The organism is Amphritea balenae, from assembly GCF_003858655.1.
In the GTDB taxonomy this organism is placed as follows: Bacteria; Pseudomonadota; Gammaproteobacteria; order Pseudomonadales; family Balneatricaceae; genus Amphritea; species Amphritea balenae.
In genome coordinates this window covers 613,180-627,508 of sequence record NZ_RQXV01000001.1, presented here as the reverse complement: position 1 = coordinate 627,508, position 14,329 = coordinate 613,180, and the positions used below count along the sequence as shown (strand labels likewise).

Genomic DNA, 14,329 nt, shown 5'->3' with positions numbered 1-14,329 from the left:
AATTCTTCTACTAGTCTGTCTGTTATTCGAATAATTCCAACTAAAAGTTTTGTGCTGGAGCGATCATGATTAAGTCAAAAGCTGCTATTGCCTGGGGCCCGGGCCAACCTCTGTCTATCGAGGAAGTTGATGTAATGCCGCCGCAAGCGGGTGAAGTGTTGGTGCGTATTGTAGCTACCGGTGTTTGTCATACCGATGCTTTCACGCTTTCAGGTGAAGATCCTGAAGGTATTTTTCCGGCGATACTGGGACACGAGGGTGGTGGTGTTGTCGAGCAGGTTGGCGAAGGTGTGACCAGTGTTGCGGTCGGTGATCATGTTGTTCCGTTGTACACGCCTGAATGTGGTGAGTGTAAGTTCTGTAAGTCAGGCAAGACTAACCTGTGTCAGAAGATTCGTGAAACTCAGGGTAAAGGCCTGATGCCGGACGGTACCACCCGTTTCTATAAAGATGGCGAGCCGATCTTTCACTACATGGGCTGCTCTACATTCTCTGAGTACACCGTACTGCCAGAAATTGCCCTGGCTAAAGTAAATAAAGAAGCGCCACTGGATGAAGTTTGCCTGCTAGGTTGTGGCGTGACCACCGGTATGGGTGCAGTAATGAATACCGCTAAGGTAGAAGAGGGCGCTACCGTTGCCGTATTCGGTCTGGGTGGTGTGGGTCTTTCTGCGATTATCGGTGCTGCGATGGCTAAGGCTGATCGTATAATTGCGATCGATATTAACGAGTCTAAATTTGATCTGGCGCGTAAGCTGGGTGCGACTGATTGTATTAACCCTAAGGATTACGAGAAGTCGATTCAGGAAGTGATCGTCGAGCTGACCGATGGTGGCGTGGATTACTCTTTTGAGTGTATCGGTAATGTACATACCATGCGCTCTGCGCTGGAGTGCTGCCATAAAGGCTGGGGAGAGTCTGTCATTATCGGTGTTGCGGGGGCTGGTCAGGAGATCGCAACCCGTCCATTCCAACTGGTTACCGGTCGGGTATGGAAAGGTTCCGCGTTTGGTGGTGTTAAGGGACGTTCAGAGTTACCGGGCTATGTTGATCGTTATATGGCGGGTGAATTCAGCCTGGATGACTTTATTACCCATCGTATGCCGTTAGAAAGTATCAATGAGGCATTCGATCTGATGCACGAAGGTAAGAGTATTCGTACTGTAATTGAATATGGTAAGAAGGACTGATTCCATGACCATGGAAAATATTTCAGCGAACCGTAGCTTTGGCGGTTGGCAGCGACAATATAATCATTACTCTGAAACACTGGGCTGTTCAATGCGCTTTGCCGTATATCTGCCACCTCAGGTAGAGCAGGGTGAACACGGCGAACCGGGTATTAAAGTACCGGTGCTGTACTGGCTATCGGGTCTGACCTGTACCGATGAGAACTTCATGCAGAAGGCCGGTGCGCATCGAATTGCGGCTGAATTAGGTGTGGCTATTGTCGCGCCGGATACCAGCCCTCGCGGTGATGGTGTGCCTGATGATGCAGAAGGTGCTTATGATTTTGGTCTGGGTGCCGGTTTCTATGTTAATGCAACAGAAGAGCCCTGGGCTAAGCACTACCGGATGTATGATTACATCGTTAATGAACTGCCACAGTTGGTACAGCAGGAGTTTCCGGTTACGGATCGCTGGAGTATCAGTGGTCACTCCATGGGTGGTCACGGCGCGCTGATGATCGGCTTGAAAAATCCACAGCAGTTCTGTTCTGTATCTGCGTTTAGCCCTATTTGTAATCCGATGCAGGCTCCCTGGGGGCAGAAAGCGTTTGCGAATTACCTGGGCGATGATCGCGAAGCGTGGCGTCAGTATGATAGCTGCGAGCTGATTAAAATTGCTAAATCTGTGCCTCCAATTCTGGTCGATCAGGGTAGTGATGATCAGTTCCTGACTGAGCAATTGCAACCCGAAAAACTGGTGCGGGCAGTTGCATCCAGCGGTCTTAATTTCGAGCTACGTATACAGCCGGGCTATGACCATAGTTATTACTTTATTGGCTCATTCATCGAAGAGCATATGCGCTTTCATGCTTCACATCTGAATAAATAGTTCGCTGAAATTATGCTCCAGTCTGTTAGATAAAACGTGCCTAAGGGCACGTTTTTTGTTGCGCGTGCGTAATAAAATCTTTTAAAAGATTGTAACGGGTCGCCATCTGGATGCTATTTGTCGCTAAACGGAATTTGCTGTTGTCCTACTCTCTGTAGTATTGATTCTGCTTCTTGCACTTGTTTCCGTTGAAACAGCCTGACCCGAAAGCGGATCCATTAACAGATCCCCACCAGGCAACTTGCCACTCACAGTTCACGGCTGTGAGTGGCTTTTTTTATGCCGTTCTGTCTCAGAGTAAGATCGCTTATTCTGCAAATAAACAAAAATATCCGGTGTCGATAACAGACAGGTAAAGGGTTTTTTTGTCGTTAAAAGTCAGTCTAAAATCCTCACCCTCCGTAATATAAAACAGACTTTGTTCAATCGGGGCCGGGATAAGGATTAGGAATATGGCGTTTTAATTCTGTTCCTGCCAACACAACACCGGTAGACGGGTTTTGCTTGCTTCTGGATCAACTCGCTTGGGGAGGGTTGTTTCAATTTAGCAGTCGATAAAATAAAAATAACTGGAGTAGTTCTATGAACCAACAAGTCAAAAGTGGCCCTAAGTCGTCGGAGTATACCTCTGACTACAAGGCCGGTCAGGATAACGTGCAGGTGATGGGGATGGATATCAACAATCCTGTATTCACCACCAGTGCGTTGGCAATCCTGACATTTATCGTACTTGCACTGATATTCCCCGCTGACGCCAAAGTGATGCTTGAAGGCGCACGTACCTGGTCGATCGAGACCTTTGACTGGCTGTTTATGATTGGCGGTAACATCTTTGTTTTATTCTGTCTGATGCTGATCGTCCTGCCGGTAGGTAAGGTACGTTTAGGTGGCGCTCAAGCGAAACCTGATTTTAGCCGGATGTCCTGGTTCTCTATGCTGTTTGCCGCTGGTATGGGTATCGGCCTGATGTTCTGGTCTGTTGCTGAGCCTGTGGCTTATTTTACCGACTGGTGGGGTACGCCGCTTAATGCTGCAGCAAATACTCCTGAAGGTGCCGCAGCCGCTATGGGTGCAACGATGTTTCACTGGGGTCTTCACCCTTGGGCTATCTACGGTGTTGTGGCGTTGGCGCTGGCTTTCTTTACCTATAACAAAGGTTTGCCTCTGACTATTCGTTCTGCATTCTACCCATTGCTGGGTGAGCGTGTGTGGGGACCGATCGGTCACGTAATTGATATTATCGCGGTACTGGCAACCATCTTCGGTCTGGCAACATCACTGGGACTGGGTGCTTCTCAGGCTGCCGGTGGTCTTAGCTTCCTGTTTGGTGTTGAAAACAATATATCGACTCAGATTGCTATCATCATTGCAGTGTCAGCGATCGCTATTTTCTCGGTGGTACGTGGTCTTGACGGTGGTGTTAAGCTGCTGAGTAATATCAATATGGGTATTGCCGGCTTGCTGCTACTGTTTGTGATCTTTGCTGGTTCTGTGACTGGTTTCTTTAGTAACCTGATGCTGACGGTGGGTAGCTATGCGTCAGATATCGTACCGCTGAGTAACTGGGTTGGTCGTGAGGATGATAAATTCTACACTGGCTGGACTGTGTTCTACTGGGCTTGGTGGGTATCCTGGTCGCCATTCGTAGGTATGTTTATCGCCCGTATTTCTAAGGGACGTACAGTACGTGAGTTTATGACGGCGGTACTACTGATTCCGACAATAGTTTCTGCTATCTGGATGGCTGCGTTTGGTGCTCAGGCACTGGATCAGGTTCAGGGTGGTGTAGGCCAGCTGTCGAATGGTCTGGGTGATGTTTCTCTGGCGATGTTCCAGATGCTGGAAAACCTGCCATTGGCCGAGATTACTTCTGCGTTGGCAATTATTCTGGTGCTGGTATTTTTCATTACGTCATCGGACTCAGGCTCACTGGTTATTGATTCAATTACCGCTGGCGGTAAAGTGGATGCACCGGTTCCTCAGCGTATCTTCTGGGCAGTACTGCAAGGTGTGATTGCGGGTGTGCTGTTATACGGCGGTGGCTCGGAAGCACTTAAAGCACTCCAGGCGGGGGCGATTACGACAGGTTTACCATTTACGGTTATTCTGTTGTTCATGTGTATAAGTATCTATAAAGGCTTGAAGACTGAAGTCTGATGGTATACAACTAAGGTCTAACCGAGTAAAAACAACAAGCCGGCATAGCGCCGGCTTTTTGTCCCTTTCAGGGGCGGTGAAGGAAAATAATAAAGCAACCGGAATTGTTGCAGGAGATACCAAATATGATGATTGCTGACCTGATTGATCAGGATGATTTCTTTGATTTTCTAAAGGGATCGGGGGTGCCGCTTGAAGACAGCTGGACGCCGCAGCAATGTAGTCAGGCAGCACTGGCCTGGCTGGTTGATCAGAATGATGTCATTCGTACTCAGTTTGCCGTATCTGTTGTTGAGTTGAAGGAACAGATTCCAGTCATGCTGCCCGAAGTTAAGGATGCTTTAATGATCCTTGTCGACGAGTAAGCTCCCGGTTTTAGATCATATAAAAAAAGAGACTATTGGGTCTCTTTTTTACGTTCTATGAGCTGTTATACGGCTTCTGTTTTATAAAAATTCAGAAACATACCGACCGAGTCATCAATGATTTTCTGGCACTGTTCCGGTTCTGGTAATGGTTGATTCATCAGCAGTTGAGGCCAGAAAGTAACACTCTTTATCAGTCCCATAAATTGCTACTGCAGCGTAGTGGGGATCGGTTTGTCTAAACTTATGGTCGTCTATTGCAGCTTTGATCCAGCTATCCAGCCCTTGTTCCTGTTCCTGGAATTGCTGCAGTGCTTCACTGATTAGCTCAGGTGAATGAATACACTCAGCAAAGATCACCCGTACCAGGCTGTTCATGTGGGGATCTTTCATCATCTGACTCAGTCAAAGATGAAAGCGTATAAAAAAGAGACCGTCAGTTCTCTTTTCTTGCATTAGAACTTTTGCATTAGAGTTATTCATTTATTTGACTGTGATAGTTATTTTCTCAGATACAACAGGAGGGTCATGGGGGATATGTCCTTTGTCACCCAGTATAAGTTGCACGGTGTGGGTACCGGGCGTGAGGGCTAGCGTTGTTTCAGTTTGCCCGCCGCCAAAATGTTGTACCTCTTTTCCAGGGCTTAATCCATCATCGGCATTTTTTCACCATCAATCAGCAGATGATGATGACCTGTTCCTGCCTTCTCGGTACCCGCAGGCGAAACCCCCATGCCACCAGGCCGAAAGTTACGGTAAAGGTTTTTGCAACGGTCTCATCATCCGTTGGTGCAATAATGTATACCTTTGTGCCTTCAGGGGCTGGTGAGAGTTTACTGTCGGCTATGGCAAAGTACTTATGATTATGGCCAGTCCTGCGGCCAATACTGTTTTAATCATTATTCTTCTCCTTCCTCTTTGCTTCTGCATGCCAAGCATAAACGCAGGTCTGCAAGAGGAGATCTACAGTTCTGTTTTATCAGACATAACTTAGTCCAGCTGACGCAAAGCTGCCCTGAATGGATTATTGATCGAGGGCTTAATCGATCACCGAATCAATTTCTTTTTTCCTGCTCTCTGTTTTTCCTACAGCTTCTAACTTTATGAAGAGGCTGTTTGCTGGCTGAACTGAATCTGCTACAGACAGCCAACAGATTCCAGACAATCTCCCATTGCCATTTCCGACAAACTTCGCCGGGATTAAATGAACCACTCCGGGAGGTGATCAATCGCCTTCGGTTTCTACAAAGCTCCTGATAGACGGCGGAGCAATGGACTTGGATGGTTTGATCAGCACGGATCGGAAACAAACCAGCCTTTTGATTTTATGATGGATTTCATTACAGCAGAAGATTTTCAATATTTACACTGCATAGCCAGTGTTCAGTAAGTACGATTGTTCGAGATTACTTCACCGTCATAAATCGAAAGATTTTTTGATTGGATTATAGCTTGGTTCTGTGCATCAACTTTTTTTCCAACTCGACCAGCAAGAACAGTATTGCACCTACTATCAGAATTCTCCCCCAGGAAGCCACACCAATATCGGTAGTATGGAAGAATGATTGCATAATGGGCAGATAGGTAAATGCCAACTGGAAAAACACCACCCAGCAAATGGCGTACAGAACATAGCGGTTCCCCAGTAAACCTTCTCGATTCAATACAGAGGCGATCTGGTAGCGGGAATTGAGAAGATAGAATCCTTCCAAAACGACCAGTGTATTGATGGCTACGGTGCGTGCTGTTTCGATACTTTCTCTATTGTTTAATTCCCATAGAAACAGACCGAATGTGCCAGTCACCATCAGTAGTGAAACAAATACTATTCGCCAGATCATAAAACGGGACAGGATTGGGGTGCGGGTGTTACGGGGGGGGCGTTGCATAACATCCGGTTCGGCTGGCTCAACCGTCAGCGAGAGTGCCAGGGTGACCGCAGTGATCATATTAACCCATAGGATCTGTGCGGGGGTTACTGGTAGCGTGGTACCCATAGCAATAGCCGCTATTATTGTCAGTGCCTGGCCGCCATTGGTTGGCAGAATAAAGAGGATAGACTTGCGGATATTGTCAAAGACTGTACGTCCTTCTTCTACGGCATGAGCGATTGAGGCAAAGTTGTCATCCGCCAGTACCATCTCTGACGCTTCTTTAGCCGCTTCTGTTCCTTTTATGCCCATCGCGGTGCCGACATTAGCGCGTTTTAGCGAGGGGGCGTCATTAACACCATCGCCAGTCATAGCTACTATGTGTTGTCTATCCTGCAGGGCTTCCACAATGCGCAGTTTATGTTGAGGGCCGGCGCGGGCGAATATATCGATAGACTCGACGGCGTCTCTCAGCTGTTCATCATTCATGGGTTCGATCTCTATACCTGTCAGGCTCCGCGGATGACTTGTAATACCCATTTGCATAGCGATGGCACTGGCCGTTGTCGCGTGATCACCGGTAATCATCTTCATTTTGATGCCGGCTTGGTGGCAACTGTATACCGCTTCGATTGCTTCATCGCGAGGCGGGTCAATAATGCCGACAACGCCTAACAGGATAAGCCCGCTATCGATTTCATTAAAATGCAGAATTCTATGGTTTTCCGGTACCGGTCGCATAGCAATTGCCAGGGTACGTTTGCCCTGGGCTGCGATTTGCTCTTGCTGGTTGAGCCAGAAATGTGGATCCAGTGGTTCGATCTTACCCTTACGTTGTTGCTTGTTACAGCGGGACAGAATTGCTTCGATAGCGCCTTTTACATAGATTATGCCATTCCCTGCATGGTCATGGTGCAGGGTCGCCATGAAGCAGTGTTCTGACTCAAAGGGAATCAGATCATCACGGGGCATCGTCTGAATTAGATTTTTTGGTTCAAGGCCTGATTTTGCCCCCAAAACCAGAAGTGCTCCCTCGGTCGGATCGCCCTCTATTGCCCATTCTTCATCTTTTTCAATCAGTGTCGCATCATTGCAAAGAATACTGGCACGACAGATTTCAAGTAACTCCGGCTGATGTTGTGGGCTGATATCCTGGTTGTTACAGGAGAAAGTGCCATGTGGGTTGTAACCGACACCGCTGATATTGGCAATGTATTGCGCCGTTACGACGGTTGTAACTGTCATTTCGTTGCGGGTTAGAGTGCCGGTTTTATCAGAGCAGATAATGGAAACAGACCCTAGTGTTTCTACCGCCGGTAAACGACGAATAATCGCCCTGCGGTTGGCCATACGCTGCACCCCAATTGCCAGGGCGATGGTGATAACTGCAGGCAGACCTTCTGGGATTGCCGCTACCGCAAGGCCAACTGCGGCAAGGAACATATCCCCCAGCGCATAATCCCGTACCCAGTAACCAAACATCATGGTGAGTGTCGCAATAAAAAGAATTGCACCGGTCAACCAGCGGCCGAAGTCATCAAGCTGGCGGGTAAGAGGTGTTGTCAGGGTTCTGACCTCTGACAGCATAGTACTGATGCGACCTATCTCAGTTTTGGCTCCAGTTTCTACGACGATACCGGTGCCCTGCCCATAAGTGACTAAGGCTCCGGAAAAGGCCATATTTCTACGATCGCCAAGAGGGGCATCAACGGCTACCGGTTCAACCTGCTTATGCACGGGTACGGACTCACCGGTAAGTAATGCCTCTTCGATATGCAGGTTCTTTATCTTGAACAGATGTAGATCTGCTGGTACCCGGTCTCCGGACTGAATAAATACAATATCACCAGGCACCAGCTCTTTGGCAGGAATCTGCATACGATGGCCATCGCGAATTACAATGGCTTGTTGGGAAAGCATATTACGAACCGCATCAATTGCTTTCTCAGCTTTACCTTCCTGAATAAACCCCACCAGAGCAGTAATCAGAACGACTGCGACGATTACTCCGGAGTCCACAGTGTGGCCGAGTAGTGCTGTAACCAGCGCGGCAATAATCAACACATAGATAAGCACATTATGAAACTGTGCCAGTAGACGCATCAGCCAACCTCGGCGGGGAGGCTCGGGAAGGCGGTTGGCGCCGAATTGGTTCAAACGCTTAGCAATTTGTTCAGATCGCAACCCTTCGTGTGTCGTGTGCAGCGTCTGGCAGACCTGATCAGTACTCATCGTATGCCAGTTAGACGGGCTGTCCATATTAATCTGAGTCTTCATGGCAACCAGCTTTTCTAGTTAACATAGTATATTGAGGATAGCTAATGTAAAAAAAAGTGCAGGTTGGGTGCAGTAATCAGGGTTATTTGGTTATAGGTATGACGGAAGAGGAGAGGGCTACCGACAGTTGGGAGGCCTGATTCTAAGTTACGCGGTATCCAAGCACCAACGCCCAGAGAAATAGTTCGACTACGCTTTGCCTCTTACTCTACAATCAACCGCGGTCGGGCAAGAGGGTCATGTAGGTCCGTGCGACGGACCTCTTTCTGCCCTCCAGGCACGTAACATCCGTGACAGCCAGGCGGCAATTTCATAGTGTTCATGGCGGGTCGCCAGCCAGGTCAGCAGGGCATCGATCAGTTCATCATCCAGGTTCATGTCGATGGTTTTACCGGTGAGGGCGGCGTGCCGTGCCGCTAAACTCCTGCTATGAGCATGTTCAGCCCGTTCCAGGAATTCATGGATCAACGGTTGTCCCGGCATGTTAATAAGGTGGAGTCGTAGATCCCGCAACGCTTGCTGCTCGATTTCCAGATGGGCCTCTACCCCTGAAGCTTGACGGTAGTGCCGTTGCCAGCTACGCCCTTTGACCACTAAGGGGCGTAGCTGAGGATCCAGCCAGTAGAGAAAGCGCTGCATTTCGCTATCGAAGTCGAGCAGGGGGCCCGCGCATTTAAGCTTGGCCCAGAGTGCTGCTTTCATGGTTGCGTTATCCGCTGTACCAACCAGTTCACTAACGATATTTGTTTCTTGGCATGACGTTGTCGAAGTCGTTCTATGCGCTCGGATGTTTCCAGCTCAAGCTGTTGCTGTTCGTTAGCCAGTTCTTCGAGGCAGAGCTGTTTCTCCTGTTTGAATGTTTGTTCCAACGCATTTAAATACTCCTGGTGCTCATGCTCTAATTGTTCGCGCCGGTTGCTCAAACGTTGTTCGGCATCGACTTCCGCCTGGCGGATTTTTTCAGCCGCTGATCGCTCCGCTTCCGACAACTGACTGACAAAGTGTTCAAGTTCGTTTTGTTTCATAGCAGTCGGGCCTTTAATCGCTTAACCTGAAAGATCGCTTCCCTTTCCTTCTCCTCCAGTCGCTGTTCGATACGGCTTTTTTCCTGAGCCAGTTCGGGAATAACAACCTGATTCAACGCATTTACCTGGCGGTGGCATTGCTTCAGAGAGTCTGCGATCCGGCGGATATTGGTTTCCAACGACATTAATGTCACAAGATCAGGCATCAGTTCCGCTAGCATACCCCGCATTTGTTCGGGGCGAATTCCGACCTGCGAGATTGACCCCAGCAATCTGAGGGGCTGCTTCTCAAGAGAGAGCTCCGCCAATTCGACCGACATCCAGCGACGGTTGCTGTCACCTGGTAATGCGGAGTGTTCGACTGCTTCAGCTAACCGCTTCAGTGTGTGGGGCGATTCATGTTCAAGCGTATCCTGCCAGTTATTATGGATCACTGCCCAGGCTTTGGTGACCTCCTGCCTCAGTGTTTTTGCCTGCCGGAGCTGTTTAAGGCCCTCCGCCATCAGCATGTCGCGCTTGCGCTCCAGCAGGTCCAGGCCATCCTGCGCAACTCTTAGCTCTATTTTGAGGCTGACCAGTTCCGCTTTAGTGGCCGGTCGGTGAACGGTAGTCGGCATCAGTCTTTCTCCCTTTCAAGGCCCTGATCCAGCTCCTCATCCAAAAGGGCTCCATGGGTTTCGATCAACTGGGTGCTCAACCGGGTCAACTCTTCTCTGGGCAGGCAGCCCAATACACGCCAACCAATATCGAGGCTTTCTTCGATGCTGCGATCATCGGTGATATCCTGTGCAATAAATAACCGCTCCAGACACTGGCCGAATTCAAGGTAGCATCTGTCGACTGTTGACAGGTCCTCTTCACCGACGATGCGGGTCATCATGCGAACCTCTTCGGCACGGGCATAGGCTGCATAGAGTTGTTCCATCAGAGGATGATGGTCACTGCGGGTCAAGCCTTCGCCAACACCGTCGGCCATGAGCCGGGACAGGGAAGGAGGCAGGTTGATAGGAGGATAGAAGCGCTGACGAAACAGGTCGCGAGAGAATACAATCTGTCCCTCGGTGATGTAGCCTGTCAGGTCCGGTATCGGATGGGTGATATCATTATTGGGCATGGTCAGGATCGGAATCTGGGTAATGGACCCGGGCTTGCCCTTGATTCGCCCGGCACGTTCGAAAATCGTGGCGAGATCACTGTAGAGGTAACCGGGATAGCCCTTTCGGGAGGGGATGTCCCCCCGCGCCGTAGCGACTTCCCGCAAGGCTTCGCCGTATACCGTCATGTCGGTGAGTATGACCAGCACATGCAGGCCCAGTTCAAACGCCAGGTATTCGGCTGCAGTCAGGGCTACCCGGGGCGTCAGCAGCCGTTCCATGACCGGATCGTCTGCCAGATTCAGGAAGGAGACCGTACGCCCGGATATCTCTTCGGCAAAACGTACGGCCACATCATGTTTGACGCCGATAGCCGCAAACACCACCACCAGTTCTTCACTGTCCTTTGCGCTACCGCTAAGGTCTGGACGTATCTTGGCCTGCTGGGCAATCTGGATGGCCAGCTGGTCATGGGGCAGTCCGGATGAGGAGAAGATCGGTAGCTTTTGACCCCGGACCAGAGCATTCATGGCATCAATGCCGGTGATGCCTGTCTGGATGAAATCCTGAGGATAGGCCCGTGCCGTTGGGTTGAGCGGACTGCCGTTGATATTCAGTGCTACTCCCGTCAAAGGCGGCCCCCCATCTATGGGCTCCCCCATGCCGTTAAGGCGTCGGCCGATGATGGACTCACTGACCGTTATAGTGATCGGATGACCGAGAAAGCGGATTCGTTCCGAGCCCTTGGCCAGTCCTGTAGTGCCCTGAAACACTTCGATCGTGACCTTGTCACCATCCAGCAGCGCCACCCGGCCATGGCGGATTCGTCCCTCCAGGTCGACCACCCGAACCGCTTCGCCAAAACCGATCCCTGGCAGTGCCGCCACAAGGGCGATCAGGGGGCCTTCAATCCGCTCCAGCTGTGTGTAGATGATAGGGTCTTTCATTGAACTTTCTGCCATGCGAGGATCTTTTCCGTTTCGTCTGATCCGAGTTCATCCTTTAGCCGGATTAGTTCATTCAGTTTGAATTTGGCAAACGCTTCCCGGGCCGGCGTTGTATCTTCGAGTAGGGCGCGGATCCGCCAGATGATTACCCTTAGCAGGCAGGCTTGTTTTTCCGGTGACGCAAAACGATCTTTGGGGCTGAAGGCTGACTGCTGTAGGAATCCCTCCTTGACCACACGTTCCGCCATCAGTGTCTTTCTCTGGTGATCGGATAATCCCTCTTCACCCAGAATTCTAACAATCCCCTTTAACTGGTCTGCGGCGATTAACAGACCGACTAGTTCGTCGCGATCCCGTTGCCAGCCGGGGGATACTTTTTCCCACCATTGTGCGAGATCCGATTCATATTCAGAGTATGACTCCAAGGGATGAATGGCTGGGAAGAAGCGAGCGTAGGCAAGGTTTTTGTCGAGCATCCAGTAGGCTTTTACAAAACGCTGGGTATGCAGGGTAACGGGTTCGGAGAAATCGCCCCCCGGGGGGGAAACCGCACCGATGGCGGTCACGGAGCCGGTTTCATCGGCCAGAGTACGAACTCTGCCCGCCCGTTCATAAAATTCAGCGGTACGACTCGGCAGATAGGCGGGAAAGCCCTCTTCTGCCGGCATCTCTTCCAGCCGCCCTGAAATCTCTCTCAGCGCTTCTGCCCAGCGTGAGGTAGAATCGGCCATCAGGGCTACGTCCAGTCCCTGATCCCGGAAGTATTCTGCTATCGTGATGCCCGTGTAGATCGACGCCTCTCTGGCTGCCACCGGCATGTTAGAGGTGTTGGCTATCATGACCGTGCGTTCTATCAGTGGTCGACCGGTCCTGGGGTCTCTGAGTTGGGGGAAGTCTTCGAGCACACCGGTTATCTCGTTACCTCGTTCACCGCAGCCGATGTAGATGATGATATCCGCGTCACACCACTTGGCAAGATTGTGTTGGGTTACCGTCTTTCCGGTGCCGAATCCTCCCGGCATGGCCGCTGTGCCGCCTTTGGCGATGGGGAAGAGGGTGTCTATTATTCGTTGCCCGGTAATAAGCGGCAGGTCCGGTGATAACCGTTGCTGTACTGGGCGTTTGATGCGTACGGGCCAGCGATGATAAAGGTAAACCGGGTGTTCCTGTCCGTTGGCACAACTGATTCGGGCGATGGGGTTCTCCAGGGTGTATTCGCCAGGCTCTGCAATATGGACAAGCTGGCCGGCGAGGCCAGGGGGGAGCAGAATTTTATGGCATACGGAGGGGGTTTCCTGCACCAGGCCGATAATGGCTCCGCCTGAGAGTTGGGTTCCTATCTCTTGCTGGGGGGTAAATGGCCAAGCCTGGGTCCGGCTCAACGCGGGCGCTTGTGCACCCTGGAGGATAGATGCCCCAAGCTGTTCTTGAATCAGGGCCAGCGGGCGCTGGATACCGTCATATATAGTGGTCAATAGCCCAGGGCCAAGCTCCACCGCCAGTGCCGACCCACTACCTGTAACCGGTTCGCCGATGAAGAGCTCAGTGGTGTCCTCATAGACCTGAAGAAAGCATTCCGTGGGTGTCAGGCGGATAACTTCTCCGATTAGACCGACTTTACCAACGGCAACGCGGTCGCCCATAGCGAACTGTTCTGCATGGTCACAGACGACAACGGGACCACTAATCCTGATCGTTCGTGCCGACATCTTTAAGCCACCGTTGCCATAGTTCAGGAATCAGCGCATGCAACCGTTGGTCCCAGGAACCGTCAATTTCGATATGAAACTCTTTATTTTGTAAGATTGCCCCACCGAGCATTGGAACTGGTGAGGTAGAGCTAATCTTCAAGTCGCTACGTCCCAAAGCGACTTCTTCCAAATTGATCCGCTTCGACCACTGAAGCGAGGTATTGAGGTGCCAGGCAGAGGCCGCTGTCAGTGATGGTGCGGCCTGCTCTATCCAGTCTTCCAGGTAGTTGCGGTCCGGCTGTTGTTGCTCCAGCAGATGACGCGTGTCTGCCAGAATCTCATCGATACAGTTCTGTTGGCAGCGCCAGAAACGCTGCTGTTGCAGGGTTTGTGTGTCTCGCATTGATTTGAGACGAAGTTGTCTCAGCCGATTGTCATGGCCCTGTCGTAGATGGTTGATCCGGGCTTGATAAGCACGCTGCTTTTCCTGTTCTAGATTCTTTGCGCGGGATTGGAAACGTTGCTCTATCTCATCCAGCTGTTGCTGGAGCTTTTGTTCAAGCTCCTGGTACAGCTTTGATAGGGTGTTGCTGGTGTCGGTGTCAGGGTTCATAGGCGCACCTCTCCCAGGCCTATAGCGCGGCCCAATTTTTTAGTCAGCTGGTCAGTTTCTCGAGAGGGGTGGGTAGGGTCTGGTAGCCTCATGTACGGTACCGGATCAGATTCTCCAGGAAGCGGTTCATTTACACCGAGAAATAGCGCGCAATGTTCATCGCCTTTTCTGGTGGCAATGCCGAGCAGTTGAAACAGCAACTGTTCCTCCTCTGTTCCCAGAATGCGCAGT

At 50.6% G+C, this 14,329-nt stretch carries 13 protein-coding genes and 2 pseudogenes; 4 read left to right on the top strand and 11 right to left on the bottom strand.

The window, feature by feature from the left end:
* Positions 1 to 68 precede the first annotated feature (68 nt).
* The 4 genes from EHS89_RS02865 (at position 69) to EHS89_RS02850 (ending at position 4,580) form a co-directional block, all read left to right on the top strand.
* Positions 69 to 1,190 (top strand): S-(hydroxymethyl)glutathione dehydrogenase/class III alcohol dehydrogenase, encoded by a 1,122-nt coding sequence (locus tag EHS89_RS02865; protein WP_188885236.1) that lies wholly within the window; start codon positions 69 to 71, stop codon positions 1,188 to 1,190.
* A gap of 4 nt (positions 1,191 to 1,194) precedes the next feature.
* Positions 1,195 to 2,058, top strand: coding sequence for an S-formylglutathione hydrolase (gene fghA, locus EHS89_RS02860; RefSeq protein ID WP_124924587.1), 864 nt, complete (start codon positions 1,195 to 1,197; stop codon positions 2,056 to 2,058).
* Between the two features lie 582 nt (positions 2,059 to 2,640).
* A complete protein-coding gene (locus tag EHS89_RS02855; protein WP_124924586.1) occupies positions 2,641 to 4,215 on the top strand; it encodes a BCCT family transporter in 1,575 nt (524 codons plus the stop codon).
* A gap of 125 nt (positions 4,216 to 4,340) precedes the next feature.
* The gene (locus tag EHS89_RS02850; RefSeq protein WP_124924585.1) at positions 4,341 to 4,580 is read left to right on the top strand and encodes a hypothetical protein; all 240 of its coding nucleotides are present in this window, start codon (positions 4,341 to 4,343) and stop codon (positions 4,578 to 4,580) included.
* Between the two features lie 65 nt (positions 4,581 to 4,645).
* Here the strand turns inward: EHS89_RS02850 and EHS89_RS21555 are convergent, their stop codons facing one another.
* The 11 genes and pseudogenes from EHS89_RS21555 to EHS89_RS02805 all read right to left on the bottom strand — a co-directional run bounded on the left by EHS89_RS21555 (position 4,646) and on the right by EHS89_RS02805 (position 14,098).
* Complete coding sequence (locus EHS89_RS21555) at positions 4,646 to 4,741, bottom strand: hypothetical protein (RefSeq protein ID WP_420808873.1); 96 nt, start codon at positions 4,739 to 4,741, stop codon at positions 4,646 to 4,648.
* A gap of 61 nt (positions 4,742 to 4,802) precedes the next feature.
* Positions 4,803 to 4,973 (bottom strand): annotated as a pseudogene (locus EHS89_RS21550) (TetR/AcrR family transcriptional regulator C-terminal domain-containing protein); the annotation flags it as partial.
* Between the two features lie 90 nt (positions 4,974 to 5,063).
* Positions 5,064 to 5,171: pseudogene (locus EHS89_RS21445) on the bottom strand (DUF4399 domain-containing protein); the annotation flags it as partial.
* 53 nt (positions 5,172 to 5,224) lie between these two features.
* On the bottom strand, positions 5,225 to 5,314 hold the full coding sequence (locus EHS89_RS21440; protein WP_268239385.1) for a DUF4399 domain-containing protein: 90 nt from the start codon (positions 5,312 to 5,314) through the stop codon (positions 5,225 to 5,227).
* 711 nt (positions 5,315 to 6,025) lie between these two features.
* A complete protein-coding gene (locus EHS89_RS02835; protein ID WP_229753484.1) occupies positions 6,026 to 8,728 on the bottom strand; it encodes a cation-transporting P-type ATPase in 2,703 nt (900 codons plus the stop codon).
* Positions 8,729 to 8,965: 237 nt separating this feature from the next.
* The gene (locus EHS89_RS02830) at positions 8,966 to 9,430 is read right to left on the bottom strand and encodes a hypothetical protein (protein ID WP_124924583.1); all 465 of its coding nucleotides are present in this window, start codon (positions 9,428 to 9,430) and stop codon (positions 8,966 to 8,968) included.
* Positions 9,427 to 9,753 carry a V-type proton ATPase subunit G gene (locus EHS89_RS02825; RefSeq protein WP_124924582.1) on the bottom strand — a complete coding sequence of 109 codons (327 nt, stop codon included), beginning with the start codon at positions 9,751 to 9,753 and terminating at the stop codon, positions 9,427 to 9,429. The genes EHS89_RS02830 and EHS89_RS02825 overlap by 4 nt, the downstream gene beginning before the upstream one ends.
* Entirely contained in the window at positions 9,750 to 10,370 is a 621-nt protein-coding gene (locus EHS89_RS02820; protein ID WP_124924581.1) for a V-type ATP synthase subunit D, read from the bottom strand. The genes EHS89_RS02825 and EHS89_RS02820 overlap by 4 nt, the downstream gene beginning before the upstream one ends.
* Complete coding sequence (locus tag EHS89_RS02815) at positions 10,370 to 11,794, bottom strand: V-type ATP synthase subunit B (protein ID WP_211340288.1); 1,425 nt, start codon at positions 11,792 to 11,794, stop codon at positions 10,370 to 10,372. Before EHS89_RS02815 ends, EHS89_RS02820 begins: the two co-directional genes overlap by 1 nt.
* Entirely contained in the window at positions 11,791 to 13,503 is a 1,713-nt protein-coding gene (locus EHS89_RS02810) for a V-type ATP synthase subunit A (RefSeq protein WP_124924579.1), read from the bottom strand. The genes EHS89_RS02815 and EHS89_RS02810 overlap by 4 nt, the downstream gene beginning before the upstream one ends.
* Entirely contained in the window at positions 13,478 to 14,098 is a 621-nt protein-coding gene (locus EHS89_RS02805; RefSeq protein WP_124924578.1) for a hypothetical protein, read from the bottom strand. Before EHS89_RS02805 ends, EHS89_RS02810 begins: the two co-directional genes overlap by 26 nt.
* Between the last annotated feature and the right edge of the window lie 231 nt (positions 14,099 to 14,329).